Source organism: Litoreibacter sp. GN1-5, from assembly GCF_055693805.1.
This window is the reverse complement of the sequence record NZ_JBVFUP010000001.1, coordinates 848,687-875,158: the sequence shown is the minus strand read 5'-3', so window position 1 is coordinate 875,158 and position 26,472 is coordinate 848,687. Positions and strand designations below refer to the sequence as shown.

At 54.4% G+C, this 26,472-nt stretch carries 24 protein-coding genes and 3 tRNA genes; 15 read left to right on the top strand and 12 right to left on the bottom strand.

Annotation, left to right across the window (positions count from 1 at the left end):
• The first annotated feature begins 66 nt into the window (after nt 1-66).
• The 3 genes from lpdA (at nt 67) to uvrA (ending at nt 5,704) form a co-directional block, all read left to right on the top strand.
• Entirely contained in the window at nt 67-1,464 is a 1,398-nt protein-coding gene (gene lpdA, locus ACZ1HF_RS04465) for a dihydrolipoyl dehydrogenase (protein WP_472656370.1), read from the top strand.
• Nucleotides 1,465-1,543: 79 nt separating this feature from the next.
• The gene (locus tag ACZ1HF_RS04460) at nt 1,544-2,749 is read left to right on the top strand and encodes an MFS transporter (protein ID WP_472656369.1); all 1,206 of its coding nucleotides are present in this window, start codon (nt 1,544-1,546) and stop codon (nt 2,747-2,749) included.
• Nucleotides 2,750-2,842: 93 nt separating this feature from the next.
• Nucleotides 2,843-5,704: an excinuclease ABC subunit UvrA gene (uvrA, locus tag ACZ1HF_RS04455; RefSeq protein ID WP_472656368.1), complete on the top strand. Its 2,862-nt coding sequence runs from the start codon at nt 2,843-2,845 to the stop codon at nt 5,702-5,704.
• A gap of 58 nt (nt 5,705-5,762) precedes the next feature.
• Here the strand turns inward: uvrA and ACZ1HF_RS04450 are convergent, their stop codons facing one another.
• Nucleotides 5,763-6,290, bottom strand: coding sequence for a hypothetical protein (locus ACZ1HF_RS04450; RefSeq protein ID WP_472656367.1), 528 nt, complete (start codon nt 6,288-6,290; stop codon nt 5,763-5,765).
• Between the two features lie 419 nt (nt 6,291-6,709).
• Between ACZ1HF_RS04450 and ACZ1HF_RS04445 the strand changes: the two genes are divergently transcribed.
• Nucleotides 6,710-7,561 carry a delta-class carbonic anhydrase gene (locus ACZ1HF_RS04445; RefSeq protein WP_472656366.1) on the top strand — a complete coding sequence of 284 codons (852 nt, stop codon included), beginning with the start codon at nt 6,710-6,712 and terminating at the stop codon, nt 7,559-7,561.
• Nucleotides 7,562-8,026: 465 nt separating this feature from the next.
• On the top strand, nt 8,027-8,476 hold the full coding sequence (locus ACZ1HF_RS04440) for a hypothetical protein (protein WP_472656365.1): 450 nt from the start codon (nt 8,027-8,029) through the stop codon (nt 8,474-8,476).
• A 346-nt stretch (nt 8,477-8,822) separates the two neighbouring features.
• Here the strand turns inward: ACZ1HF_RS04440 and ACZ1HF_RS04435 are convergent, their stop codons facing one another.
• Nucleotides 8,823-9,683: an SDR family oxidoreductase gene (locus tag ACZ1HF_RS04435; RefSeq protein WP_472656364.1), complete on the bottom strand. Its 861-nt coding sequence runs from the start codon at nt 9,681-9,683 to the stop codon at nt 8,823-8,825.
• A 67-nt stretch (nt 9,684-9,750) separates the two neighbouring features.
• Complete coding sequence (locus ACZ1HF_RS04430) at nt 9,751-10,962, bottom strand: bifunctional alpha/beta hydrolase/OsmC family protein (RefSeq protein WP_472656363.1); 1,212 nt, start codon at nt 10,960-10,962, stop codon at nt 9,751-9,753.
• Nucleotides 10,963-11,126: 164 nt separating this feature from the next.
• Here ACZ1HF_RS04430 and ACZ1HF_RS04425 point away from each other — a divergent pair, with 164 nt between their 5' ends.
• The 4 genes from ACZ1HF_RS04425 to ACZ1HF_RS04410 all read left to right on the top strand — a co-directional run bounded on the left by ACZ1HF_RS04425 (nt 11,127) and on the right by ACZ1HF_RS04410 (nt 13,106).
• Nucleotides 11,127-11,924 carry a heme-dependent oxidative N-demethylase family protein gene (locus ACZ1HF_RS04425; RefSeq protein ID WP_472656362.1) on the top strand — a complete coding sequence of 266 codons (798 nt, stop codon included), beginning with the start codon at nt 11,127-11,129 and terminating at the stop codon, nt 11,922-11,924.
• Between the two features lie 66 nt (nt 11,925-11,990).
• A complete protein-coding gene (locus tag ACZ1HF_RS04420) occupies nt 11,991-12,383 on the top strand; it encodes an HU family DNA-binding protein (protein ID WP_472656361.1) in 393 nt (130 codons plus the stop codon).
• A 14-nt stretch (nt 12,384-12,397) separates the two neighbouring features.
• Nucleotides 12,398-12,982: a histidine phosphatase family protein gene (locus tag ACZ1HF_RS04415; protein WP_472656360.1), complete on the top strand. Its 585-nt coding sequence runs from the start codon at nt 12,398-12,400 to the stop codon at nt 12,980-12,982.
• Nucleotides 12,983-13,030: 48 nt separating this feature from the next.
• Nucleotides 13,031-13,106 (top strand) — tRNA-Val (locus ACZ1HF_RS04410).
• 8 nt (nt 13,107-13,114) lie between these two features.
• Here the strand turns inward: ACZ1HF_RS04410 and ACZ1HF_RS04405 are convergent.
• A complete protein-coding gene (locus ACZ1HF_RS04405; protein ID WP_472656359.1) occupies nt 13,115-15,310 on the bottom strand; it encodes a fused MFS/spermidine synthase in 2,196 nt (731 codons plus the stop codon).
• A gap of 205 nt (nt 15,311-15,515) precedes the next feature.
• Here ACZ1HF_RS04405 and ACZ1HF_RS04400 point away from each other — a divergent pair.
• Both ACZ1HF_RS04400 and ACZ1HF_RS04395 read left to right on the top strand, forming a co-directional pair.
• A tRNA-Asp gene (locus tag ACZ1HF_RS04400) sits at nt 15,516-15,592 on the top strand.
• Nucleotides 15,593-15,623: 31 nt separating this feature from the next.
• Nucleotides 15,624-15,700, top strand: a tRNA-Asp gene (locus tag ACZ1HF_RS04395).
• A gap of 209 nt (nt 15,701-15,909) precedes the next feature.
• Here ACZ1HF_RS04395 and ACZ1HF_RS04390 read toward each other — a convergent pair.
• Nucleotides 15,910-16,137, bottom strand: coding sequence for a hypothetical protein (locus tag ACZ1HF_RS04390; RefSeq protein ID WP_472656358.1), 228 nt, complete (start codon nt 16,135-16,137; stop codon nt 15,910-15,912).
• A gap of 276 nt (nt 16,138-16,413) precedes the next feature.
• On the opposite strand from ACZ1HF_RS04390, the gene ACZ1HF_RS04385 reads away from it, so the two are divergent.
• Nucleotides 16,414-17,478 (top strand): hypothetical protein, encoded by a 1,065-nt coding sequence (locus ACZ1HF_RS04385; protein ID WP_472656357.1) that lies wholly within the window; start codon nt 16,414-16,416, stop codon nt 17,476-17,478.
• A gap of 67 nt (nt 17,479-17,545) precedes the next feature.
• On the opposite strand, the gene mmsB is transcribed toward ACZ1HF_RS04385, so the two are convergent.
• From mmsB to ACZ1HF_RS04350, 7 genes are all read right to left on the bottom strand, one after another.
• Nucleotides 17,546-18,418 carry a 3-hydroxyisobutyrate dehydrogenase gene (mmsB, locus tag ACZ1HF_RS04380; RefSeq protein ID WP_472656356.1) on the bottom strand — a complete coding sequence of 291 codons (873 nt, stop codon included), beginning with the start codon at nt 18,416-18,418 and terminating at the stop codon, nt 17,546-17,548.
• Nucleotides 18,415-19,449, bottom strand: coding sequence for an enoyl-CoA hydratase/isomerase family protein (locus ACZ1HF_RS04375; protein WP_472656355.1), 1,035 nt, complete (start codon nt 19,447-19,449; stop codon nt 18,415-18,417). The genes mmsB and ACZ1HF_RS04375 overlap by 4 nt, the downstream gene beginning before the upstream one ends.
• On the bottom strand, nt 19,446-19,823 hold the full coding sequence (locus tag ACZ1HF_RS04370; RefSeq protein ID WP_472656354.1) for a hypothetical protein: 378 nt from the start codon (nt 19,821-19,823) through the stop codon (nt 19,446-19,448). The genes ACZ1HF_RS04375 and ACZ1HF_RS04370 overlap by 4 nt, the downstream gene beginning before the upstream one ends.
• On the bottom strand, nt 19,820-20,956 hold the full coding sequence (locus ACZ1HF_RS04365; protein ID WP_472656353.1) for an acyl-CoA dehydrogenase family protein: 1,137 nt from the start codon (nt 20,954-20,956) through the stop codon (nt 19,820-19,822). Before ACZ1HF_RS04365 ends, ACZ1HF_RS04370 begins: the two co-directional genes overlap by 4 nt.
• 144 nt (nt 20,957-21,100) lie before the next feature.
• Nucleotides 21,101-21,667 (bottom strand): L,D-transpeptidase, encoded by a 567-nt coding sequence (locus ACZ1HF_RS04360; RefSeq protein WP_472656352.1) that lies wholly within the window; start codon nt 21,665-21,667, stop codon nt 21,101-21,103.
• Nucleotides 21,668-21,827: 160 nt separating this feature from the next.
• Complete coding sequence (locus tag ACZ1HF_RS04355; RefSeq protein WP_472656351.1) at nt 21,828-22,961, bottom strand: carboxylate-amine ligase; 1,134 nt, start codon at nt 22,959-22,961, stop codon at nt 21,828-21,830.
• 48 nt (nt 22,962-23,009) lie between these two features.
• Nucleotides 23,010-24,509 (bottom strand): CoA-acylating methylmalonate-semialdehyde dehydrogenase, encoded by a 1,500-nt coding sequence (locus ACZ1HF_RS04350; protein WP_472656350.1) that lies wholly within the window; start codon nt 24,507-24,509, stop codon nt 23,010-23,012.
• Nucleotides 24,510-24,606: 97 nt separating this feature from the next.
• Between ACZ1HF_RS04350 and ACZ1HF_RS04345 the strand changes: the two genes are divergently transcribed.
• The 3 genes from ACZ1HF_RS04345 (at nt 24,607) to ACZ1HF_RS04335 (ending at nt 26,456) form a co-directional block, all read left to right on the top strand.
• Nucleotides 24,607-25,506, top strand: a complete 900-nt coding sequence (locus tag ACZ1HF_RS04345) for a LysR family transcriptional regulator (protein ID WP_472656349.1) — start codon at nt 24,607-24,609, stop codon at nt 25,504-25,506.
• A 62-nt stretch (nt 25,507-25,568) separates the two neighbouring features.
• A complete protein-coding gene (locus tag ACZ1HF_RS04340) occupies nt 25,569-26,003 on the top strand; it encodes a CBS domain-containing protein (RefSeq protein ID WP_472656348.1) in 435 nt (144 codons plus the stop codon).
• Nucleotides 26,004-26,030: 27 nt separating this feature from the next.
• Nucleotides 26,031-26,456: a GFA family protein gene (locus ACZ1HF_RS04335; protein ID WP_472656347.1), complete on the top strand. Its 426-nt coding sequence runs from the start codon at nt 26,031-26,033 to the stop codon at nt 26,454-26,456.
• Nucleotides 26,457-26,472 lie beyond the last annotated feature (16 nt).

The window sequence follows — 26,472 nt, the reverse complement described above, 5'->3', positions numbered from 1 at the left end:
TTCTGAATTGCGAGGGCAGGAAAAATGGTTTAATGCTAAACTAAATTTTCTGACCGGAGACGTTCCATGGCTGCAAAATCCTTTGACATGATTGTAATTGGCGCAGGCCCCGGCGGCTATGTGGCTGCGATACGGGGCGCACAGCTGGGGCTGAACGTCGCAATTGTCGAGCGGGAACATTTGGGCGGCATCTGCCTCAACTGGGGCTGTATCCCGACGAAGGCCATGCTGCGGTCTTCCGAAGTGTTCCATCTGATGCACCGCGCGAAAGAGTTCGGACTGAAAGCTACAGGCATTGATTATGATCTGGACGCGGTTGTGAAACGGTCCCGCGACGTGGCGGGACAGCTTTCAGGTGGCATCGGACATCTGATGAAAAAGAACAAGATCACGACCATTATGGGCGAGGCCACAATCCCCGCAAAAGGCAAAGTCTCGGTCAAGACCGATAAGGGCACCGAAGAGCTGACGTCGAAAAACATCATTCTGGCCACCGGTGCCCGCGCCCGGGAATTGCCGGGGCTGGAGGCTGACGGTGATCTGGTCTGGACCTATAAACACGCGCTGACACCACCGCGGATGCCTAAGAAGCTGCTGGTTATTGGGTCTGGCGCGATCGGCATTGAATTTGCCAGCTTCTACAACACGCTTGGCGCTGACACGACGGTGGTTGAGGTGATGGACCGTATTTTGCCCGTCGAAGATGCCGAGATATCCACCTTTGCAAAGAAGCAATTCGAAAAGCAGGGCATGAAGATCATGGAAAAGGCTATGGTCAAACAGCTTGACCGGGGCAAAGGCAAAGTTACCGCGCATATCGAGATGGGCGGAAAGGTTGAGAAGGTCGCGTTCGATACAGTGATCTCCGCCGTGGGCATCGTTGGCAATGTGGAAAATCTTGGGCTCGAAGCACTTGGCGTGAAAATCGACCGGACCCATGTGGTGGTCGATGAATATTGCCGCACCGGCGTCGAGGGGCTTTATGCGATTGGGGACATTGCTGGTGCGCCTTGGTTGGCGCACAAAGCCTCGCACGAGGGTGTTGTCGTTGCGGAACTGATCGCGGGTAAAAATGATGTCCATCCCGTGCGCCCCGAAGCTATTGCCGGATGTACTTATTGCCACCCGCAGGTTGCCTCGGTCGGGTTCACGGAAGCCAAGGCGAAAGAAGCTGGCTACAAGATCAAGATTGGTCGTTTTCCCTTTATCGGTAACGGCAAAGCCATCGCCCTGGGAGAGCCCGAGGGCATAGTGAAAACCATCTTCGACGAAAAAACCGGAGAGCTTCTAGGCGCACATATGGTGGGCGCAGAGGTGACAGAGCTGATACAAGGCTATGTCGTCGGCCGCACCCTTGAGACCACTGAAGAAGACCTGATGAACACCGTCTTCCCGCACCCGACACTCAGCGAAATGATGCATGAGAGCGTGCTGGACGCCTATGGTCGCGCCATTCATTTCTGACGTGGTGTGAGGGCGCACCGCGCGTGATATCTTTGCCCTTCGGGCGTCTGTAGGCCTTCCGGATTATCCCCCAAGATTTATGGGAGGGTTAGACCCTATCGCGCTTGACGGTCGTCTGCATTCAGCGCAGAGCGATGGCATGGAGTCTTTGGAAAAAACGGATTGGCGCAGGGTGGTCCTTTTGCTGGTTGCTGGCCTGTTTTCGGCAGCGCAATTTGGCAAACTGACCCTGACGCTGGATGTGTTGCGCGTGACCTATCCCGATGGCGGCGCGCTTGTACCGCTGCTGATTTCAGTTGTTGGCATTGTCGGGATCGTTTTCGGTGTGGTGGCCGGGCCTATGGTCGCCCGCGCCGGGTTGTCGCGTGTTCTGATCGCCGCGCTTTTTCTGGGGGCAGCGCTGTCGCTGATCCAGACGACCTTGCCACCTTTGGGGATTTTTGCCGCGTTGCGTATTGTCGAAGGGTTTTCGCATCTTACCATTGTCGTGGCGGCTCCGACCCTGATGGCCAGCTACAGCTCGGACCGGGACCGGCCTGTTGTTATGGGCATCTGGGCGTCATTCTTTGGTGTCAGCCTTGCGTTAACCGCCCTGATCTTGCCGACACTGTTGTCGTTTGGGGGCTTGGCCGCTGTGTTTGCCAGCCATGGGGTCGGGATGATCATAATTGCGCTTTGCCTGCTTGCGCTGTTGCCAAAAATGCCAAGGGAAAACGGTGGGAAATTATCCTATATCGCGGCGCATAAAGCCATCTACACCACGCCGCGCCTGTTGATCCCGGGGCTTGGGTTTGTCTGGTACACGATGCTTTATATCGCCCTTATTGCGGTTTTGCCCGGCGCATTGGACTTACCCGTTTGGGCGATTACGGGCCTGCCATTGATCAGTTTGACCGGCACATTTCTTGCAGGGTTTCTGGCGCGCCACATGTCACCTGCAACCATCGTGATGTCTGGTTTCGCATTGACCGCTGTGACAATGCTGGGCTTGCTTATCATGCCGGGCGCGCTTGTGTCGGTGTTTGTGATGTTCATCGTCATGGGGTTGATCCCCGGTGGCGCTTTTGCTGCGATCCCGCATTACAACGCAACGCTGCCTGACCGGGCGCGGGCCACTGGCGGCATCGCGCAGTTGGGCAATGTCGGTACGACATTGGGTACGCCGATCTTTGTAACGGGGTTCGATTTGGGCGGGTTGAGCGCTGTGGGTATCCTTGTTCTGGCATTTTGCGGTGTTGGCATCCTGTGTGTTCTGATCTTGCGTAAAAAGATTGCGCAAACGTAAAGAAAATCATAAATGTTCTTTATATGTTCCAGTTTTCTGTTGGAACATTCCACGCACTAGCTTATGTGTCGGTTAACCATATTTAGGTGGATCATGGCTGAGCTAAAAAATATCGAAGTGCGCGGTGCGCGGGAACATAACCTCAAGAATATTGATGTCGACATTCCACGTGATCAACTGGTGGTCATCACAGGGCTGTCGGGGTCCGGCAAGTCCTCTTTGGCGTTCGATACGATCTATGCGGAAGGGCAGCGCCGCTATGTGGAATCCCTGTCGGCCTATGCCCGTCAATTCCTTGATATGATGGAAAAACCTGATGTCGATCACATCACCGGCTTAAGCCCTGCGATCTCGATCGAGCAGAAAACCACGTCGAAAAACCCGCGCTCGACCGTTGGCACTGTGACCGAGATTTATGACTATATGCGTCTGCTCTTTGCCCGTGTCGGCACGCCCTATAGCCCCGCGACGGGCCTGCCGATTGAAGCGCAGCAGGTGCAAGACATGGTTGATCGGGTCATGGCGATGGAGGAGGGGACACGCGGCTATCTTCTGGCGCCAATTGTCCGTGACAGGAAAGGCGAATATCGCAAGGAATTTCAAGAGCTTGCGAAGCAAGGTTTTCAGCGCGTGAAAGTGGATGGCGAATTCTATGAATTGGACACACCGCCCACGCTGGACAAGAAGTTCCGTCATGATATCGACGTGGTGGTGGACCGTATTGTCGTCCGGGAAGGTCTGGAAACACGTCTTGCTGACAGTTTCCGCACGGCGCTTGATCTGGCCGATGGAATCACAATTCTTGAAACCGCCCCCAAAGAAGGGGAGCCGGAGCGTTTCACTTTTTCCGAGAAATTTGCCTGCCCTGTATCCGGTTTTACAATTCCAGAGATTGAGCCGCGCCTGTTTTCGTTCAACGCACCATTCGGGGCCTGTCCGCATTGTGACGGGCTTGGGGTTGAGCTGTTTTTCGATGAGCGTCTTGTCGTGCCTGATACAGCGCTTAAGCTTTATGATGGTGCGCTGGCCCCATGGCGCAAAGGCAAAAGCCCTTACTTTCTACAGACCATTGAGGCTATCGCGAAACATTATGAATTCGACAAGAACACTCCTTGGAAAGACCTTGATGCACATGTGAAGCAAGTTTTCCTTTACGGCTCTGGGGATGATGAAATTCCGTTCCGCTACGATGAAGGCGGTCGCGTTTATCAGGTCACACGCAGCTTCGAAGGGGTCATCCCGAATATGGAGCGTCGCTACCGCGAGACCGACTCCAGCTGGATCCGCGAAGAATTTGAGCGCTATCAGAACAACCGCTCCTGTGGGTCTTGCGGTGGGTTTCGCCTGAAACCGGAAGCGTTGGCCGTGAAAATCGCTGGGTTGCATGTGGGGCAGGTTGTTCAGATGTCGATCCGCGAAGCGTTTGACTGGTGCAAAGGCGTGCCGGATACGCTGAGCAGTCAGAAGAACGAGATTGCGCGCGCGATCCTGAAGGAAATTCGGGAACGGCTTGGGTTTTTGAACAATGTCGGCCTTGAATACCTGACATTGTCGCGCAATTCCGGCACCTTGTCGGGCGGGGAAAGTCAGCGTATCCGGCTGGCTTCGCAGATCGGGTCGGGCCTGACAGGTGTGCTGTATGTTCTGGATGAGCCGTCGATTGGATTGCACCAGCGTGACAATGACCGGCTTCTGACGACACTGAAAAACCTGCGCGATCAAGGCAACACTGTGATCGTGGTCGAACATGATGAAGAGGCTATTCGAGAGGCGGATTATGTGTTCGACATCGGCCCCGGCGCAGGCGTGCATGGGGGGCAGGTTGTGGCCCAAGGCAAGCCCAGTGATATTGCCGGGGATGCGGCCTCGATCACTGGGCAATATCTGACTGGCGTGCGTGAAATTGCCGTGCCTGCAACCCGACGCAAAGGCAACAAGAAGAAAGTAACGGTTAAGAAGGCAACCGGGAACAATCTGCAAAATGTGACAGTTGACTTCCCCTTGGGCAAATTTGTTTGCGTAACGGGCGTGTCTGGTGGCGGTAAGTCCACGTTGACGATTGAGACATTGTTCAAGACCGCTTCGATGCGCCTGAACGGTGCACGCCAAACTCCAGCCCCATGTGAGACGATCAAAGGTTTGGAGCATCTGGATAAGGTCATCGACATTGATCAGCGACCAATTGGCCGGACGCCACGGTCGAACCCCGCGACCTATACAGGGGCGTTCACGCCCATCCGTGACTGGTTTGCAGGCCTGCCTGAGTCCAAGACGCGTGGCTACAAGCCGGGGCGGTTCAGCTTCAACGTAAAAGGCGGGCGGTGCGAGGCGTGTCAGGGGGATGGCGTCATCAAGATCGAGATGCACTTCCTGCCCGATGTCTACGTGACCTGCGAGACATGCAACGGCGCGCGCTACAACCGCGAAACGCTGGAAATCAAGTTCAAAGGCAAGAGCATAGCAGACGTTCTTGATATGACCGTGGAGGACGCGCAGGAGTTCTTCAAGGCCGTGCCATCGATCCGCGAAAAGATGGATGCGCTGATGCGTGTGGGGCTCGGCTATATCAAGGTCGGCCAACAGGCCACAACGCTGTCAGGCGGCGAGGCGCAACGGGTCAAGCTGTCCAAAGAACTGGCCAAACGGTCAACCGGGCGGACGCTCTATATATTGGACGAGCCGACAACGGGCCTGCATTTCGAAGACGTGCGCAAACTTTTGGAAGTGCTGCACGAGCTGGTCGATCAGGGCAATACCGTGGTGGTGATCGAGCATAACCTCGATGTCGTCAAAACAGCCGATCACATCATCGATATCGGTCCCGAAGGCGGTGATGGCGGTGGGCAGATCGTGGCCCAAGGCACGCCCGAAAAAGTGGCCGAGGTCGAAGGCTCCCACACCGGGCGGTATCTCAAAGAGATGCTTGATGTCAAAAAGAGGGTCGCGGCGGAGTAAGATCGAGGAGTCGAAACAAGTGATGCTTTTTCAAAGCATCCAGAAAATCCATGCGGTATTATTCTGCCTCAACTGCATGGATGCTCATGACGGTTCGGGTTACGCCATCAAAAGTGTCGCCTACCTGATTGGCAGTTATTATGACGCTGGAACCATTCGGTAGTTGCCAATGCAACCAGTCTGACTGGGTATATAGCATAGCCAGCCGCAGCAACCAGGGCGAAGACTTACTATTGCCCGCTTCAATCTGAGCGGCGCTCCATGTTTCAAATGCTGCCTGTGTATCAGCGACATTATCGGGCGATACAACTCCGCAAGTTTTTGTTTGATCTTCTCCTGGCTCCTCAATGTAGACGAAACTTGGATGTTCTAATGACAAATATCCATATGTTTTACCTACGTTCATCTCGTAGAGGTTGACTTCCTCAAGATTCGATAAATCAAATTTCTTATTTTCCTGAAAAGGCTGAAGACAGCGCGTTTCAAATTCTGACCAAGTGTCTGCGTGTAACAGATTCGTAGATAAAGCAGTCAAGGCCAGGCCTAAAAGCAGCCCATATTTTCTAAATCCTTCGGGGCATTTCATGTGAATACTCCATATTAATATTGTCGATTAATTAAATAAATACCGTAAAAGGAAATATCAAGGCTATGCGTAGATCACACCTTCGCGTCGCTGCGCGAAGACCCGAACTGTCATCTAACACACGATACGTGCCCAAAGCCCAGACTTGAGAGGTCCGCCATCGGAATGTCTGTTCCACTATGGGGCTTTTTGATGGAACGGCCTTGGCTTTTACGGTCAAACACAAACCTACCAATATATCCCCGGTTTTGCTTGATGCGGGCTGGAAGCCTATTGATACGTATCTGAACTGATTATTCATGATTTTGCACCTGAAAAGCTTACCGTTGAACTGTGCCCTAAATTATGGAACTTTTCCCTAGTTCCTTTTTACGAAGGGGCTATGTTGTCTAAATGTAATCATTTCTGGAGGTTCCCCCATGACTAAAACTTTTCTTTGGCTCACTATGACTGCTGTAATGATCAGCTCACCTGCACTGGCTGCCAGTGATACCAATATAGCATCGGACGACGTGATTGCTGCGCAGCGTGCCGCGTTGGCTGCTTCAACCGAAGGAAAGGGCTTTGGTCCACAGTCGCCGCGCGACATAGATGTGCGCGAAGGAAGCAACACTCGCGCCTTCGGTGAAGCGCCCGCTGTCACCCAAATGGCGCTTTGTGATATCCATTTTCACGAAAACGCTGAGCATAAGGGCGGTGAATTCACCACCTACGCGGGCAACGGAGATGGTAAGGGCTATGGCACCGGTTTTAAGTATGACGGTGTATTGAGCGAGGCTGAAATAGCGCCGGTTGATGGCAAGATCGGTGAGAGCGAGCACGGTGATCTGGTGCCAGGCGATACGATTGAAATTCATTTCGTACATTCGACAGCAAAAGCCACGCTCGGGAACAGCCTTGGGACGTGCCTCAGCGATGCTATCGGCAATCCGCAGTTGCGTGTTGAAGCGGTGGTTGCCGTTCTGGTGTCAGAAGGTGGTGTTGATTTCCCTGAGATGGCTCACATTGAAGAGATCAACGGTGTCAACCAAGTGCCGAACTTGCCAGGCGATCTGGGAACTCCGGTCATATATGGCGGCTCGACCACCGGCCCGAGCTACAACGAGAAAGGCTCGCCCTTTCAAGTGACTTGGAGCGTGCGGCCCGGTGTCGTCAAGCTTGACATCAACTCTGTCGGCGCATGGCTGGCCGACAATCCGTTTGACGAGGATCATGCCCATGGCGTTCGGAACCTCGTTATGAACCCACAGCTTTTATCACCGTTCAACTGATCACTTTGCAGGCAACAGGCGGGCAGCTTTGCCCGCCTGTTTTTCATTCGCCGGAGCGTGATTTAGAAGGATCGCCCGTTGTATGACGTTGCTTAAATTATTTTAGGTTTGTGTCTCACGGTTCCATGATTCAGTTGTTTCTAAAAAACGGATACCATAGCCCAGAAATTTTCGCGCGGTGTGCATAGTCCCAGTGGTGGTTGGATTAGTATTTCTGGTTTTTCGATCTTCTCAAAGCGCAATCTTCGGGGGGACCAATTGTAAACTTGTTCTTGCCCGTCGTTGTTGACGATCAAAATACTATGAAAATACCATTTGGACGTGCTTTTGTATCCGGATGCAGTCGTATAGAATGAAAGCCTCCTTAGCTGTGAGAATGATCCTATTCGTGCAGGAGGGCTATGCGTGGCAATGCAAAAGTCGTGGTTCTGAGAAATCCCGTTCGCACTGACGACAACGGCAAACATGGAACCGAGCGACCAAAGTGCGACCAATGTGGGAAAAGCAAGCAAGCCATTGACCAGCTTGGAAAGTCTGTCGGAACTTTTGTTGGATGACAAAAGTAGCACGGAAGCTGAAATTGCGACTGTCAATGCGCTGCCGTGCAACAAGGCAAGTGTCGTTCCGCTTCCGGAAAGAGCGACGCTTAAAAGCGTGATCATACCGCCCACAACCGCTAAGATAACCGCTGCACTGATTGAGAATATTCGGTTAAGTGGCCTGCCGCGGGCCATCCGTAAAATCACCATTCCCAATGGGACAAATGGAACAAGCGCGGCCACGCCTAATAGTATAGAAGCCAATAGCGGAACATGTGGCAGGACTGTTCGAATTTCCGACAACAAAGAGACGGAGAAAAAACCTAACGCAATCAAAAGTGCTGAGATGAAGGAGCATTTCATTTTGAGGGTGTAGCAACCCAACCGTCCGTATTCAAATGTCCAGAACAGCCCTGCTGACACCTGCGAACGCAGCCCTCAGCAAACCTTAACGAATGCTCCTTATATCATACCCTCGGTTAACCAAGCGGGGCTGACACCCCTGCGAAAAGGATATGTGGTTCTCGCGCCCTCGGATCGGGGGGCTTTGGACCTGCTGGCAGATCGGGGGTAAAACCCCGCTAGGGCCGAGGGGTAGCGCCTTCGGAACGCGAAACCGCAGCCTACAAAGGTGGCGCCGCCTTTTCCTTTATGACTTTCAGCGAAAGAGAATTTCGGATCACCGCCCGGGCTTCATAAAGCCTCGGCGGCAAAACCTGTGTTCAATCCAGACCGCCCAGCATGGTCTCAACCACTTCGGCTTGCAACTTCTTGCCGTCCGGATCGCCTATTGTCTTCAGGCGGCTGAACTTTTCGGACCAGTCAGAGGTTCGCATGCGAACGGGCGGATTGTCTTGTGTCGCGCAGCGCATGACCACCGCTGCGACCTCATCGGGTGTTTGATAAATCCCGTCCGTAGGCTCTTGGCGGGTGCCAAGGTATTTTTGGATCAGAGGCAGGTAGGCATCGTCACGCAAGCCGCCGCTTTGCTCGATCTGTTTCATGGCCGAGGCTGCGAATTCCGACGAAATCCCGCCGGGCTCAACGGCGGTGAAATGCAGCCCGAACGCAGGGCCTGCATAGCTGGCCAACCCTTCGATATAGCCTTCGACTGCGAATTTGGAGGCGCAGTAAATCTCGTTAAACGGCTGACCCACCAGCCCGCCCACTGAAGAAACCGCAATGACCCGGCCTGTGCCAGCCTCGCGCATATGGGGCAGAACGGCCTTTGTGCAGCGGACCAACCCCATGAAGTTGACGTCCATCACCCATTTTATATCATCCTCTGTGGCCTGTTCGGTTGCGCGGGCAAAGCCCACGCCCGCATTGGCAACCAACACATCAATATGTCCGTGGTCGGCAATGATTTGCGCCACGGCTGCATCGACACTGGCGCTATCCTCTACATCCAGCGGCAAGATATTCAATGTGACACCTGCGGCTTTGGCCGCTGGATCCAACGCGTCGCGCTTGTCGAGGTTGCGCATGGTTGCGTAGGTTTCAAACCCGGCCAGTGCTGCCTGAACGGCAACGCTGACGCCAAGCCCGGAAGAGGCGCCGGTTACAAGCAATGTCTTGGTCATGACGATGTTCTCCTATCTATTTTTCCAGATAGCTAGAACGGGCTATTTCCGTTGTACAGCCCCGGATCTAGTCGGTTGCCAGCACCGTCTTGATTTCAGCACCGGTTTCCAGCGTCTTGTGCACCGGGCAGCGGTCGGCGATTTCCAACAAGCGGGCGCGTTGTTTGTCGTCCAAGTCGCCCTCCAGATGAATTTCGCGGTTGAACCGATCAATTCGGGAATGCCCGTCCGTATCCTGCGCATGCATTGCATTATGGGTCACATCCACCCAAACGCGGGTCAGCGGCCATTTCTTGCGCCGCGCATACATGCGGATTGTCATTGATGTGCAAGCGCCAAGGCCAGAGGCCAGAAACCCGTAAGGCGACATACCCTTGTTGGTGCCACCATAGGCCAGGGGTTCATCCGCATAGATGTGATGCAGCGGTCCTGCGTTGATGTCCTGCAGGAAACCGTTTGGGTCAGCTTCGGTCACACGCACGATCCCTTCCGGGGCGCCAATTGGCGGGGCTGGCGGGCGCAGGTCCATGTATTTTGACGCCCAGGCGCTGATAACATCGGCCGCATATTCCGCATCCTGTTGCCGTGTGATCAGGTGATCTGCATCACACAGCGTAATGAAGCTTTTGGGATGTTTGGCGGCCATAAAAATTTGCGTGGCATTCTGGATGCCGACAATCGCGTCCATTGGCGCGTGCAAGACCAGCAGCGCCTTATTCATCTTGCCAATTGCGGCTTCCAGATTTTCGGCGCTAACGTCTTCGATAAACCCCTTCCCAATCCGGATCGGGCGTCCGCCAAGTGTCACCTCGCCCACGCCGTTTTCGTGTATGTCGGGCAATGCATCCGCAAAGTTATGGGTCACGTGTTCTGGATCAAAAGGCGCGCCAATGGTCACTACGGCCTTTGCTGAAGGAATGCGCCCGGCTGCTTTCAAAATGGCGGCACCGCCCAAGGAATGGCCGATCAACAGGGTAGGGGCCCTATCAAGTGTACCCAGATGTTCCGCCGCCAGAACAAGGTCGTCCACATTTGAGGTGAAGGTGGTGTTCTCGAATTCCCCATCGGAATGGCCTAGACCAGTGAAGTCGAAGCGCATCACGGCAATACCCATCGCGGCAAGCCGCGCGGCAATGCGCTTTGCCGCAGCAATGTCCTTGGAGCACGTGAAGCAATGGGCAAATAGTGCCGTTGCCAGATGCGGTCCCTCGGGCATATCCAGCCGCGCGGCCAGTTCTGCCCCGGAATGCCCGGTGAAGTTCAGTTTTTCCATGCCCATAATGCTGATCCGGTATTGTGATCTTGTCACAGACTTAAGGGGCGCGGACCTATCAGCACAAGGCGTGTGTCAGCTATGTCACGGTATGGTGAGTGGATTTGCGAAGTCTTAACATATTTTTCGCTCTGATCGCGCTTGTGCGGCTTTTCCGTTAAGACGCAAATATGAGCCTCATTTGCCAAAAACACCTGCCATTTGCCCCATGGCTTGACCCTGTGTCGCGACGCTTGCCCGGCATACGGCCGCTTGATATGGGCGATTGGCTGCAGATCGATGACGCCTATGCCGCCCAGATGATGCGCCGCGCGACCCTTCTGGCGGAATGCCGCGCGCAGGTTCATGCGCTTACCCCGGAGGCGGAACCGGCGGCACAGGAATTGCTGGCATTAGTTCTGAAACAGGCACCATCCCTGGGATTTCGACTTGAAGGCCAGCAGGTCAAACGTTCGGATGGGGTGGTTGTAACCACTGACAAGTTGAACCCGCTGCTCAGCCTTGGCGCTCTGATGCAGGAAGATTTCTGCCTTCTTCAGAAAACCGGGGATGAGCATATTCTGACCGGGGCCATCCTGTGCTTTCCGGCCAGCTGGACCTTGGCCGAGAAGTTTCTCAAGCCGCTTACGGCCATCCACGCGCCAGTTGCGTCATATGATGATGCAATGGCCCGTCGGGTGCAGCGCTTGTTTGACGGTGTGCAGGTCAGCGCCCCTTTATGGCGGGCCAATGCGCTGCGTTATGATGACCCAGAGCTGTTTCAACCCAGACGGGTTGGTGACGCGCGTCTCCAGCCCAAAGAGGGTGGCTACATACGGTCTGAGCGTCAATCGATCCTGCGCTTACCGCAAACACAGGCCATTGTTTTTTCGATCCACACATATGTTGTGCCAGAAACCGCTTTGACGCAGGCACAACGGGACGGTCTGAAAACGCACCCAATCGAAACAGTCCATAGAGCTATATGATATCTGGCATCTGATCTGTGTCTTTGATAGTAATCTCTGAAGAAATCAAAAGGGATGGTTCCAGATATGGCCGCCAAAGAGACCAGAACAACGCGTTCCACAACGAAGGCGGCAACCACCAAGCCGGTGGCCGCGAAGAAGCGAACTGCCAAACCCTCCGAGACTGCAACTCAGAAGGCAGAGCCTGTCAGGCCAGAGGTCTCCAAGAAAGAATTGATCGAGCGCATCGTTCAGGATTGCGGGTTGAAAAAGCGCGACGTCCGGCATGTGTTGGATGCGACGCTGAGGGTTCTGTCTGGGGCGATCAATGATGGCGCTGAAATTTCGGCAGCACCCCTTGGCAAGATCAAGGTGGTGCGTGAGAAAGAGACACCAAATGGCAAGCTTGCGATCTGCCGCGTGAAGCTAAAATCGGCTACCACTGCGCCTCGGGCAACGCCGCCCCTTGATGACGCCTGACACGACAACGTCACGTGACACTGCCCGACCTTTACCTTCTGCGCCACGGCCAGACCGAATGGAATGTTGCAGGCCGCTTGCAAGGCTGGCTGGATTCGCCACTAACCTCGCTGGGCAAACGTCAAGCCGAAGCTCAGGGGCGTTTGCTGGCAGGGCTTGACCTGCCTGAGGGGCTCAAAGTGTTGTGCAGCCCGTTGGGCCGGGCCAAGGCCACCGCGCGGATTGCGCTTGCGCCACTGGATCTGGATTACACAGAGGACACTGATCTGTCCGAGGTAATGATGGGTGATTGGCAGGGGCTTTATTGGCGTGATCTCGAAGCTGAATATCCTGATATGTTTACCCGAACGCCTTCAATCGTCGCACTTTCCATGCAAACGCCGGGCGGGGAAACTGCGGATCAATTGCGCGCGCGCTGCCTGCGCGTTCTTGGGCGGATCACAGGGCCAACCCTGATCGTGTCCCATGGTGTCACCCTGAATATGACGCGTGGCGCGGCCCTTGGTCTGCCGGACGAGGCGATGATCAGATTGCCCCAGACACAAGGGGCAATTTTCCATCTGAAGGATGGAAAAGAAACTATTTTGTCCGAGGCGTAAAACCACTTGCAGCCCGCCCCGGTTCTGCGCTATGCCACGCCTCGATCCGGGTGATTAGCTCAGTTGGTAGAGCGCTTCGTTTACACCGAAGATGTCGGGAGTTCGAGTCTCTCATCACCCACCATCATTCTTCTAATACAGAATTGACAGTAGGTTGGCGAAATCGTCTGTCCAGATGCGTTTGCCATCACTTTCCAGAACTTGCCAACGATCATCCGTATCAAATTCTGTAAGGCTTTGTTCGTCTTTAGCCATGATCACAACCGCAGAAGGTGTGCTTTCAGGTTTCCCGGGGGTGCCGCGGAAGCGTTGTATCCGTGCGGCAAGTCCTAAATCGGCCGCACTGCGCCCCAAAGGCAACGAAATATCGTAGTATCTGTTTGAGATATGCATCACCAGCACACCGCCCGGTTTCAGGCGGTCCCGGTAAAGAGCTATGGCCTCATTGGTGGTCAGGTGGATTGGGACAGCGTCCGAAGAATAGGCGTCAATGACGAGAATGTCGTATTTTGTGTCGGTCTGTTGTTCCAATACGATCCGCGCATCGCCCAGATGCGTTGGGGCGTCACCGGCACATTTCGACATGAAGGTGAACAATTCTGGATTGCGCGCAATCTGATCGACCATCACGTCGATTTCATAGAACTGCCAGCTTTGCCCCGGTTGCGCGAAACAGGCCAAAGCGCCAACGCCCAGACCGACAATACCGATATCCGAGGATTGTGCTGCAAAATCTGAATTCATGACCTGACCCATTGGGCCGTCAATATGGTAGTAATAAAGCGGCCTTGGTCGCTCGGCATCCAGATCACTTACGAACTGCGCCCCATGCACGGTCGTGCCATTGGTGTAGAGACGAATATCGTCGTCATTACGAACTTTGTGGCTACCGAAAAAGCTGCGATCTTTGAACACCATATCCGCAGAAGATAATAAAGCGCCGAACAATAACGCCATCGTTGTAACGACTGTGACAAGTGTTGCGTTTCGGTTGCCCAGAATGACCATGACAAGAAACAGGACAATCATAAGAATGATGAGGTGTTCAGTTTCCACAACATCCTGAAAGACCGACCCGAACATGATTGGGGACACAACAAGCCCGCCCAATAGAACGGCTCTTGCAATACTGTTGAGCGTAGGTCTGGCTGCTTTCACGAAGAACAGCGCTGCAGCGCATAAGATCGTGATCCTTGCCTCATGAATATCCGCAAAGATATTGGGCGCAATAAGCGAATTGAACAGCCCACCTAACGCTCCTCCCACAGACATGGTGACATAGAAAATCGTCAGATTGTCTTTGCCTGGGCGCGCGTCATAGAGGATTTTGTGGGCATTCAGGGCAATAAAGAAAAAGGCCAGAAGCAGGACAACGATGATTGGGACAGATACGCTGAATGTCAGTCCAATCATAAAGACGCCGAACACTGCCACGCCTATGACCATCATCCAGCGCAGCAACTCGCCCTTGATCAGGGGTTTGTTGGTAAATGTCAGCACGAAGGTCAGCAGATACAACGCCAGTGGCAACACCCAGATCAGGGGGAAGGATCCGACATCCGTGCTGATCTTTGTGGTCACGGCCAGCATCAGGGATGACGGGATGAAGGCCAAAAATAGCCACCAGGCGTAATCTTGCAGCTTTGGGGCTTCGGTTGGTGCCGTGCTTTCGGGCGGGGTGTCGGCCTTGCCTTTGCGTGCCGCCAGACCGCTGAGGCCCAGAAACAGCCCCAGGGCAACGAAGCCAGCGGCCCAGCCCCAGCCGATCTGCGTCGCCCCGAACAACGGTTCAGCAATCAGCGGAAAGGCCAGAAGAGCGCTTAGCGAGCCCAGGTTCGAGGCGCCATAAAGGAAATAGGGGTCATCCGCCGAAGGTCCGTCGCTTTTGGCGTACCAGCTTTGGATCAGCGGCGCGTTGGCCGACAGCACCGCGAAGGGCAACCCGACGCCCAGAGCGAACAGCACCAGCGTTTGTGTGGCGATGGAGCGGTCCGGATCAAAGCTCCAACCGCTGGCAATGGACAGGGGCAGAAACGCGAGCGCAAAAGCCCAGAGCACCAGATGAAGGCTGACCTGTCCGATCACCGGCAGGTATTTCGTGGACAGATGCGCATAAAGATAGCCTGCGATCAGCACCGTCTGGAAAAACAGCATGGCCGTGGTCCACACAGCCGGCGCGCCGCCGATATAGGGTAGAACAATCTTGGTAAACAGCGGCTGCACGAAGAACAGCAAAGAGGCCGACAGAAAGATGGTCGCCGTGAAAAGAACAGGCACAACACGGCCAGACGTGGCCGGTGAGGTTTGTGTATCGCTTGAATCCGCCATGCTATGCCTTCAATCCACATTGTTTCCAAACCGTACACTATTAAAATATGGCGAATCTTGGGAAACAGTTGCGATTTTTGAAGAATTCTGTGGCACCGCGTTGGTCATGCATATGAATATCAAAAATAGCGTGCTCTATGCTTGACGGCGCAATGGCGCGCGCGTAATACGACGCTCACGCTTGGAATATTCCAGCGGGTAGCGAGCGGTTGTAGCTCAGTTGGTTAGAGTACCGGCCTGTCACGCCGGGGGTCGCGGGTTCGAGCCCCGTCAACCGCGCCACCGCTATCTGTTCATAAGGTCAAGCACACGCGCGGTTGTAGCTCAGCTGGTTAGAGTACCGGCCTGTCACGCCGGGGGTCGCGGGTTCGAGCCCCGTCAACCGCGCCAGTTTACATCATTTGAACATACTTTCATGCGTGGCTTGCGCGTGGGCCTGAGCCCTCTGGCCTTAAAATTGCAAACAATTTATCCGGATTTATAAGAATTTTAAATTTTTCTATAAGGGGAATCTTATCAGCAATCATAGATTGCGTTAGAATAGGTTATTCTTACGATCCCGAAATAAGGGCATACCGATGTTTTTCAAAACGCTCGTTTTAGTCTTCTGGGTATTGGCACCCTTTAGTGCTATGGCCAACACGGATTACGATGAAATCGTCAATGAAGTTCGTGACCTTATCTATGCTGGTGATATTGCTCAGGTTGAGGCCCATATCGCACTTCAACAAAAACGCTTTCTTGCGGGCGAGGTCTCGGCGGATCACATAAGGCTTCAGTTTGCGCCCTTTGGTTGGGCCAATCCTGAAATATATGATTTTTCCCATAAATGGTTGACGGCTATGCCGGACTCACCTTTTGCACAAACAGCGCGGGCCTGGGTGCTTTATCGGATCAGTTGGGATATTCGCGGTGAAAAAACGGTGCGCGAGACTTACCCGGATGCCTTACGAATTTTTCACGCCATGCAAGGCGAGGCTTGGAAGCTGGCTGAAACAGCTTATCAAAAGCTACCGCGCCTTCTACAAGCATCAGATGCTATATTGCGACTGGCAAATGCGAATGGCCAACAGCGATATGCGCTCGATGTCCTTGATGACGTTATGAAAGACTATCTAAATTACGGATCTTTATCCCGCGCGCGGGATATGATGTTGCCGGGGTGGGGCTGGGAATATTCGTATGTGGAAGCGCTTTGTGACAAATATGCAGGTAAGATAGAAAATTCTGTGCCCGAACCCATTGTCTCATGCAAGCTTGAGGGGGCGAGACCTTTTAAAGAAAAACGCGATTGGCTCGTGGAAAGGTTGTCTCACCGTGATCTGCCGCATTTAAACTGGCTGTTTCTTAGCTTTAATCTTCAACGCGATTCCAGTCGCGAAGTGGCGCAATTAGCCTATGACACCCTGAGCCAGGAAGGCTTCATAAATCGCGACCGTGCCTCCCTCTTCGATGGTCTTTATGCCGAGAAGTATGGGTTTGAATTCCTAAGCACCCTTCATTGGCAGCGTGAACACAATAGGGCAAAGAAGCGGATCATTGATGAACCTTACAATCCGGTATTTTTGAAAAAACTGATGCAGCCTGAATTGGAAGATGTCTTTGAGGATGGAAGACGGATTATTCGCTCTAAAAACCGCCCATCAGAGGCAGAAGTCTTAAAATATGCGGAGCGTTTGCTTGCAGCCGTACCTTATGATCCCGAAAGCCTGCGGTTATACGTCCAAGCGAAATTGCTTGACGATCCTACAGTCGATTATTTTGATCTCGACCCGTATCGTATAAACCGCATCGTCTATTCCAATCATGAAGCGAAAGAGCTTTTCAGTTTCGCATTTGAGCTGGCAGGGCTATATGATGCGATGGCTCAAATTGAACGGGGCGAATGGACGGAAGAAGATGCCAAGTATTTCGAGGGTGGCGATCTAGAAACCGATGTGATTTGCCCCTTTGTCCGCACGCTTCGATTACATGACCAAGTTTGCAGTGCAGGGCGTTTTACATCTTGTGACGTGGCCCCACAGGTGGACCAGATATTTTCTGTCATCGAGAAAGAAGCAACAAAACGTGGTATCTGTTTTAAGGAACGCACATTGCCAGCAGAGTCCCTCGTTTTTGAAGAAGCCAAAATCCCTCGAACCGCCATTGATAAGGAAGACTTTCGGTAACTGGTTTGAGCGGGCTGTTTTCTTTATGGTTGCGGTTCAACCTTAATGGCTGAATCCGCGCCTTAATTTATCCGCGTTCGCGCGACACGAACCTTGGCAGCATTGCACTGAAATCCTTGCCCTTTCCGCCTTCCTGTTCGACGAAGCTCTGATAAAGGTCCGTTGCGCTTTGGCCCATCGGTGTGTCGGCATCAACGGCCTTGGCCGCCTGTTGGCTCAGGCGCAGGTCTTTGAGCATCAGCTCGGCTGCGAAACCCGGTTGATAATCATTGTCGGCAGGGCTTTGCGGGCCGACATCGGGTGCCGGGCAGTAGGCATTCATAGTCCAGCTGTAGCCCGATGAGGTCGAGACGACATCGAACATTTTTTGCCGATCAAGGCCAAGCTTGTCGGCAAGGGCAAAGGCTTCGCATGTGGCGATCATTGTGACGCCTAGGATCATATTGTTGCAAATCTTTGCCGCTTGTCCATTGCCGGACGGGCCGCAATGGACGGCCTTTTGCCCCATGACATCGAAAAGCGGCGCAACTTTTTCGAATGCCGCTTCAGAGCCGCCCGCCATGAATGTCAGCGTGCCAGCCTGAGCACCACCAACACCACCCGACACCGGGGCATCTGCGGCCAGCAGGCCTGCGGCCTCTGCTTGGGCTGCAACTGCGCGAGCGCTTTCCACATCGACGGTCGAGCAGTCGAGCAGTACTGCGCCTTGTTGCATGACCGGGATGATCTGATCTGCCACGGCGCGCAGGATGTCGCCATTGGGCAGCATAGTAATGACCGCGTCTGCATTTTGTGCCGTACTTGCCGCATCGCTGGCTTTGGTCACACCATCGGGGCAGGGGGCGGTAAGGTCGAATCCCGTGACCTCATGGCCTGCGTTCGCCAGATTAACAGCCATCGGGGCGCCCATATTGCCCAACCCTATGAAACCGATCTTCATGTCATATCCTCCCAGTTCAGCCCGTCTGTGCCGAGCGGCATCAACATCTGTGTTATGGTCAAGGCCGGTAGCGCTTTGATGCTGTCATGCGCCCATTTGGGCTGGCGGTCTTTGTCGATGATCGCAGCGCGGATGCCTTCGATGAAATCACCTTGTTTTATGGCGCGATAGGTGTAGCGGAATTCCTGATCAAGCGCCTGCCGAATAGAATTTGCCGAGCGCAGGCGGCGAATGATCTGAACGGTGCACGCCATGGCTAAGGGCGCATTGCGGGACAGGGTTTTCAACGTGGCATGGGTAAATTCACTCTCTTCGGCTTCCAGACTGCGTGCTATATCGCCAAGGGTTTCGCCCGCGAAATGGCGGTCGATATGTGGACGTAGTGCAGGCAGTTTGCCCTCGGGCGACGTGGCAAAGTTTAAGGTGGAGGGATCGCCTGTTTCAATCAGGTGGGCCTTTGCGTCTTGCCACATATCCTGAGGCAAAAAGTGATCTGCGAACCCGGCCAGAATGGCATCCGCTGGTCCCATGCGAAACCCGGTCGTGCCCAAATACTCGCCCAAACGCCCCGGTGCCAGCGCCAGCATTAACGATCCGCCCACATCAGGGACAAGCCCGATGCCGCATTCCGGCATGGCAATCTGAGAGCTTTCGCCAACAATCCTGTGTGACCCGTGGCATCCTACACCAACGCCGCCGCCCATAGTGAAGCCTTGCAGGAAGCTGATAACAGGTTTGGGATATTCAAAAATCTTGGCATTCAGGCGGTATTCATCGCGCCAGAACTGGCGGCCATATTCCAGATCGCCGCGTTTGCCGCTGGCATACATCTCGGTGATGTCGCCGCCAGAACAAAAGGCGCGTGTGCCCGCCGCGTCAAGCAGCACAAGATCAAGATCAGCGGCGCGCCATGCATCCAAGGCCGTTTCTATCGCCAGTACCATGTCATAGGTCAGTGCGTTCAGGGCATCTGGCCGGTTCAGCGTGATCCGCCCAGCGCGGCCTTCGATGCGGATGTTGATGTCGGTCATCTTAGATCATCCAGTTCTTTGCGACGCGCATTGAGCAAGTTCTTAACCTCGAAATGATTACCCAAGCTTAGCACTCGGTCTGTTCTGGTCGACCAAATAAACAGCAGCAGTTGAATATAGGCAAACACTGCGGCAGTGGCGCCGCCCATTACGATAAACATGCGTTCGGAAGCTGGGTCTAGTCGATACAGGCCCCATAGAATAAATGCCGCGAGTGCGCCAAGGACGTTGAGGCGGGTACTTCGCCAAAGATGCTTCTTGTGCCGTCGCGCATGGCCCGTTGGTTGTGTGGAGGTCAGCCTTTTTTCTAAAGCATCTACCTCTCGCTTAATCTGCCAAAGATAGAGCCAATTCGGGGCGGGCAAGGATGTCACGAAGTCAACCCGCGCGCCACGATCATGCGCATGATCTCATTTGTGCCTTCCAAAATCTGGTGGACGCGCAGGTCGCGCACGATCTTCTCGATCCCGTAATCAGCCAGATAACCGTAGCCGCCATGCAGCTGCAGGCAGTCATTGGCAATTTTTGATCCGGCATCCGTGACGAATTTCTTTGCCATGGCGCAGTGTTTGACGGCATCGGGGGCGCGCTGATCCAGTTTCCAGGCGGCTTGGCGTAAAAAGACCCGTGCGGCTTGCAGCTCTATCTCCATATCCGCAAGGCGGAATTGCAGGGCCTGAAACTGGTCAATGCTTTTCCCAAAAGCCTGACGTTCGGCCATATATGCCAGTGTGTTGTCCAAAGCGGCTTGTGCGGCCCCAAGTGAGCAGGCGGCGATGTTCAGGCGCCCCCCATCCAGACCCTGCATCGCATAGCTGAAGCCTTTACCTTCTTCGCCCAGCAGGTTGTCTGCAGGGATTTTGCAAGCGTCCAGTTGCACTTGGCGTGTGGGTTGAGCGCGCCACCCCATTTTGTCTTCGAGCCCGCCAAATGATAGCCCCTTACTGCCGTCATCAACGACCAAGGCTGATACACCTTTGGGCCCATCATCGCCCGTGCGGGCCATCACGATATAGGCATCCGAATATCCGCCGCCCGAGATGAATGCCTTGGTGCCAGTCAGGCAATAGCCGTCATTAGTCCGCTCGGCGCGGGTCTTCAGGGCCGCTGCGTCAGAGCCTGATCCGGGTTCGGTCAAGCAGTAGGAAAAGAAGGTCTGTAGTGTCAGGGCGTTTGGCAGGTATTTGTCCCGTAAAGCGTCTGAACCAAACTTGTCGATCATCGCAGCACACATGTTGTGGATCGACAGGAACGCCGCGACCGAAGGGCAGGCCATCGACAGGGCTTCGAAGACCAGCGTTCCGTCCAGCCGCGAAAGACCTGATCCGCTGTGATCTTCCGAGACGTAGAGCCCGCCAAACCCGAGCTCGGCCAGCTTGGGCCAGAGCGCTTTGGGAATATCGCCAGATTTTTCCCACTCCAGTGCAAAGGGGGCAATATGTTCTTCCCCAAATGCACGCGCCATATCGAAAATGGCGGTCTGTTCTTCACTCAGGGCGAAATCCATCCCTGTCCTCCCACTGGAATTGAACGCTTGTTTAATTCTAAGTGCTTGCGGGGATTTTGCAAGCAGGCAGTGGTGGGGGATGACATGAAAAAGGACAGACCGGAATGGCCTGTCCTTAAATCGTATCAAAGAAACCTTGGCGGCTTAGACCAAACGCACCTGTGTGCCGACTGGTGTTATGGAAAACAGCTCTGCGATCTTCTCGTTATAAAGGCCGATGCAGCCCGAAGAAGAGCGGCGTCCGATCTTACGGGTGTCATGGGTGCCGTGAATCAAATAAGCAGACCAGTCCAGATACATGGCATGCGTGCCAAGTGGATTGCCTTCACCTGCAGGCATGAACGCTGGCAAGGATGGATCACGTGCGCGCATATTCGCAGTTGGGGTCCAGGTTGGCCCTACTTTCTTGCGCACGATTTTTGTATATCCACGGCGGGTCAGTTCGTCCGTCTTTGGTACGGATGTCGGGTAGACGCGATAATCTGTTCCATCCGCATTCCAATAATGCAGAGCGCGCGATTGCGTGTCTGCAACAATCGTCGCGACGCCAAGCGTGCTGAAATGGTCCTGCCAAGATTGTTTGGTGAAGGAGGACGTGTTGCGTGTCACCAAAGGAGCCGCGAGCGGAGCAGCGTTCTGGGCGTGCAGCAATCCTGGTGTGGCTAAGGTTGCTGCCGCCCCGATAAGGGCAGTGCGGCGGGTCAGTTTCATGTCGGCTCACCTATTTGGCTATTTGCAATTCATAAGTTAACAAGTGAAATAGACATGAATTGCTGCCTTCGTCACCCCCAAATTATGACACTCATGCGTTATTTCACGCAGTTGTTACGCCTGTAATGCAAGAAGTGACCGTGCCAGACGTGCATTCGCTTCAAAGATCAGCGCTGAATTCTTCAATTAGGTGCTCGACAACGGCTTTCATGGCCTCCTGGCGATTCGCACCGGCTTTTTGTGCAATGTGCAGAACGCGGCGTTGTCGGTCCGAGCTTGTCCCATGGGCTGCAATATCGCGCAGGCGTTGAACTTCGTCCAAGCAATCCAATGTTTCGGCATCCTCGTGGATCAGTTCAATTATTTCATCTAGCAGTTCGTTAAACGGGACCAAAGCGCCTTTGCCAAAGTCGATCAAGCCTTCGCTGATCCCATAGCGCTGCGCGCGCCATCGGTTTTCAGCGATCAGGAAACGCTCATAAGCACGCCAGCGCAGGTTTTGCGCCCTCAGCCGCCAAAGCATCCGCATAAGCGATTGGGTCAGTGCCGCCAGCGAGAGCGTGTCCTCCAGCCTGGGTGATACATCGCAAATCCGCGTCTCCAATGTTGGGAACCGATGTGAGGGGCGCAAATCCCACCATATTTTTGTCGTGTCCTCGATAACACCCAGATCAATCAGAACCTGTGCGGTCCGCTCATAATCCGCCCAGCTTTCGAACCGTGGCGGAAGCCCTGTGCGAGGCAGGTTGTCAAAGACCGTCAGCCGGTAGGATGCCAGCCCGGTATCGTCCCCTTGCCAAAAGGGCGAGGATGCAGACAGCGCAAGCAGATGCGGCAGAAAGTAACTGAGCTGTGGCATGAGATCCATGCGCAACCGGTTATCCTCGATGCCCACATGCACGTGCATACCGCAGATCAACATGCGCCGAGCCACGCCCCCAAGTGCCTGTCGCAAATCATCATAGCGGTCTTTTTTGGTGTGATGTTGCTGCTTCCAGTCCGCAAACGGATGGCACGATGCCGCGATGGGCGCCAGATTGTGCTTTGCGGCTTCGGTTGCAACGCAGGATCTGAGCCTGCGCAGATCATCGCGTGCGGCGCTGATGTTTTTGCAGACGGCTGTGCCGACTTCGATCTGGCATTGCAGGAATTCAGGGCTGACCTGGTCCTGTAGGGATGACCGGCAGGCCTCCATCAGGGTATCCGGTGCCTCTGACAGGGTCAGGCTGTCACGATCAACCAGAAGATACTCTTCCTCGATCCCCAGCGTGAAAGCAGGTTCGTTGAGTGCCATGGCTCACCATTTCAGGCGCGCCATGGAAAATCAAGTGTTTTGAGTGGCTTATTCCATCACAGGGATCGAGAACTCTCCGCCTTCCTTAATGCCGGATGGCCAGCGAGAGGTAATCGTTTTGGTCCGCGTGTAGAATTTGAATGCGTCCGGGCCATGCTGGTTCAGATCCCCGAACATCGACTTCTTCCAGCCGCCGAATGTGTGATAAGCCAGCGGCACGGGGATCGGAACATTTACACCAACCATGCCGATATTGATCCGGTTGGCAAAATCGCGGGCCGTGTCGCCGTCGCGGGTGAAAATCGCCGTGCCATTGCCGTATTCGTGATCCATGGCCATGCCGATGGCCTCCTCATAGCTTTGTGCGCGTACAGTAGACAGGACCGGGCCGAAGATTTCGGTTTTATAGATGTCCATATCGGTTGTGGCATTATCAAACAGATGCGCACCAACGAAGAAGCCGTCTTCATAGCCTTGCAGGTTGAAATTGCGCCCATCTACGACCAGTTTGGCTCCTTGGTCGATCCCTGTTTGCACAAGTCGCTCGATATTGCTTTTGGCGGCGGCGGTGACAACGGGGCCGTAATCGACGTCCTTGCCTGACGTATACGGACCGACTTTCAAAGCTTCCACGCGCGGGGCCAGCTTTTCGATCAAACGATCAGCGGTATCATCGCCCACAGGCACTGCGACCGAGATCGCCATGCAACGCTCGCCTGCGGCACCGTATCCTGCGCCCACAAGCGCATCAGCCGCCTGATCCATATCAGCGTCCGGCATGATGATCATATGGTTCTTTGCGCCACCAAAGCACTGCACACGTTTCCCATTCGCACAGCCGGTGGCGTAGATATATTCGGCAATCGGTGTCGAGCCCACGAAACCCACGGATTGAATGACCGGGTGATGCAGGATAGCGTCGACGGCTTCCTTATCCCCGTTGACCACTTGCAGGATGCCTTTGGGCAGGCCCGCTTCCTCCATCAGTTCGGCCAGCATCAGCGGCACGGACGGATCACGCTCGGACGGTTTGAGGATGAAGGCATTGCCACACACAATCGCAGGCGCAAACATCCACATCGGGATCATGGCGGGGAAGTTGAACGGGGTAATTCCGGCGGTGACGCCCAAGGGCTGCTTCATCGAATACATATCAATGCCGGGGCCTGCGCTATCGGTGAAATCGCCTTTAAGATGATGCGGCGCGCCGATGCAAAATTCAACAACCTCAAGCCCGCGCTGCACATCGCCCGCGGCATCGGGCAGCGTCTTGCCATGTTCGCGGCTCAGCGCTTCTGCCAGCTTGTCCATGTCGCGGTTCAGAAGGTCCACGAATTTCATCATCACCCGCGCGCGGCGTTGCGGGTTGACGGCAGCCCATGCAGGTTGCGCTTTTGCGGCAACCTCGACTGCTTTTGCCAGTTCAGCGTTAGAGGCCAGCGGCACCTTGGCCTGAACCTCGCCTGTTGCCGGGTTGAAAACGTCAGTGAAACGGCCCGATGTGCCTTTGACATGGGCACCATCGATGTAATGGGTCAGCTCTTGCATGGAATTCTCCCTGATTTCTTTGTGCATCTTAGTCTTGCAATTTTGTCGGGAAAAGGGGCAGTTTTCCAAAAGCATTTTGCAAAACTGCAAGGATATAATGGCTGATCCAAAATGGGACGACATGCGCGTGTTTCTGGCGGTCGCGCGTGAAGAAAGCTTGTCGGGCGCGGGAAAATCCTTGCGCCTTGATCCTGCAACAGTGGGCCGCCGTATTGCCCGGCTGGAGGCTGATCTTGACGCGCCCCTGTTTCAGAAATCGCCGCAGGGCTACGTTTTGACGGATACAGGCCAGCGCCTGATGGCCCGGGCCATCGAGGTTGAGCGCGCGATCATAGGGGCCCGCGATGTGGTACGTGGCGCGGTCGAGGGACTGTCAGGGCAGATCCGTCTGGGCGCGCCGGACGGGTGCGCGAATTACCTTCTGCCACAGGTCTGCACGGCCATCTGCAAAGACAACCCCGGTCTGGACGTACAAATTGTTGCGTTACCCCGTGTTTTCAACCTGTCCAAGCGCGAAGCGGATATGGCTATCACTGTGTCTGCACCGCAAACCGGGCGGCTGATCAGTCAGAAGTTGACAGATTACCACCTGCACCTTGCAGCGTCCGAGGACTATCTGGCAGACGCGCCGCCGCTGACCTGTCTTACCGATCTGAGCCACCATAAGGTCATTGGCTATATCTCGGACCTGATTTTCGACAAGGAACTGGATTACCTTTCCAAGATTGGCGTACAGCGCACGGACTTCGCGTCAAACTCGGCCTCTGTTCAGTTCAATTGGGCGCGCAGCGGGGCAGGGGTGGTCATCGCTCATGACTTCGCGCTGCCCTATGCGCCTGCGATGCGTAAAGTGCTGGCCAGCCAATTTTCGCTGACACGCAGCTTTTATCTGGTGCGCCATGCAGATGACCGCAAAATCGCGCGACTAAACCGGTTTGCAGACCAGCTTGTCAGCCGTATCCGGCAGGAAGTGACACGTCTGGAAGACCTTACTTGATGAAAACGCCCAAAATGCGCAGATTTATGATACAGTGAATAAAATTCTGAAGGGAGGATCAGATGCTTGTAAGTCAAATTCTGAAACTGAAGGCGGATGATGGGGTTGTCACAATAGCCCCCGAAGCCAACGTCGCAGAGGCTGCGAACCTGTTGTCAGCACGCCGGATTGGCTCGGTCGTGGTGTCCAGTGATGGCAAGACAGCACAGGGTATTCTGTCAGAGCGCGACATCGTGCGCGAGATCGGCAAGCGTGGACCGGGCTGTCTGGAGGACAAGGTGTCTGATATGATGACCCGCAATCTTGTGACCTGCAGTTGCAATGACCGCGCCGACGAAGTGCTGAGCCTGATGACCAACGGGCGATTCCGCCACATGCCGGTTCTGGAATCCGGTCAGATGGTGGGTCTGATTACCATCGGTGACGTGGTCAAGGCGCGCCTGAGCGAACTGGCAATGGAAAAGGATGCCCTTGAAGGTATGATTATGGGGTACTAACGCCTTAATCTTAAAAGGAGAAAGTGTATGGCCTTGAGCGGTAAATGCGTTTGTGGCGCAGTCAGCTATGCGATTTCAGCGGATAAACATGATTTCGGCGCCTGCCACTGTTCCATGTGCAGACGGTGGAGCGGTGGTGTCTTTTTCGGCATGGCGGTCAAACCGGAAGAGATCAGCTTCAAAGGGGCCGATAATTTGACGACGTACAAGTCTTCTGAGTGGGCTGAGCGGGCGTTTTGCTCAAAATGCGGAGCGAATATGTATTACCGTGTCACAGCGCCGGGGCCATATAACGGCACCTATCATATGGGGGCGGGCACGCTGGATGAATATGGCGATCTGGAGATGACAGGGCAGCTTTATATCGACATTAAGCCCAAAGGATATAGCTTTGCGAATAAAACAAAAAACATGACTCAGGCTGAAGTGGAAGCAATGTTTAGCGGAAGCTGATTTCAGGGTAAAGTTT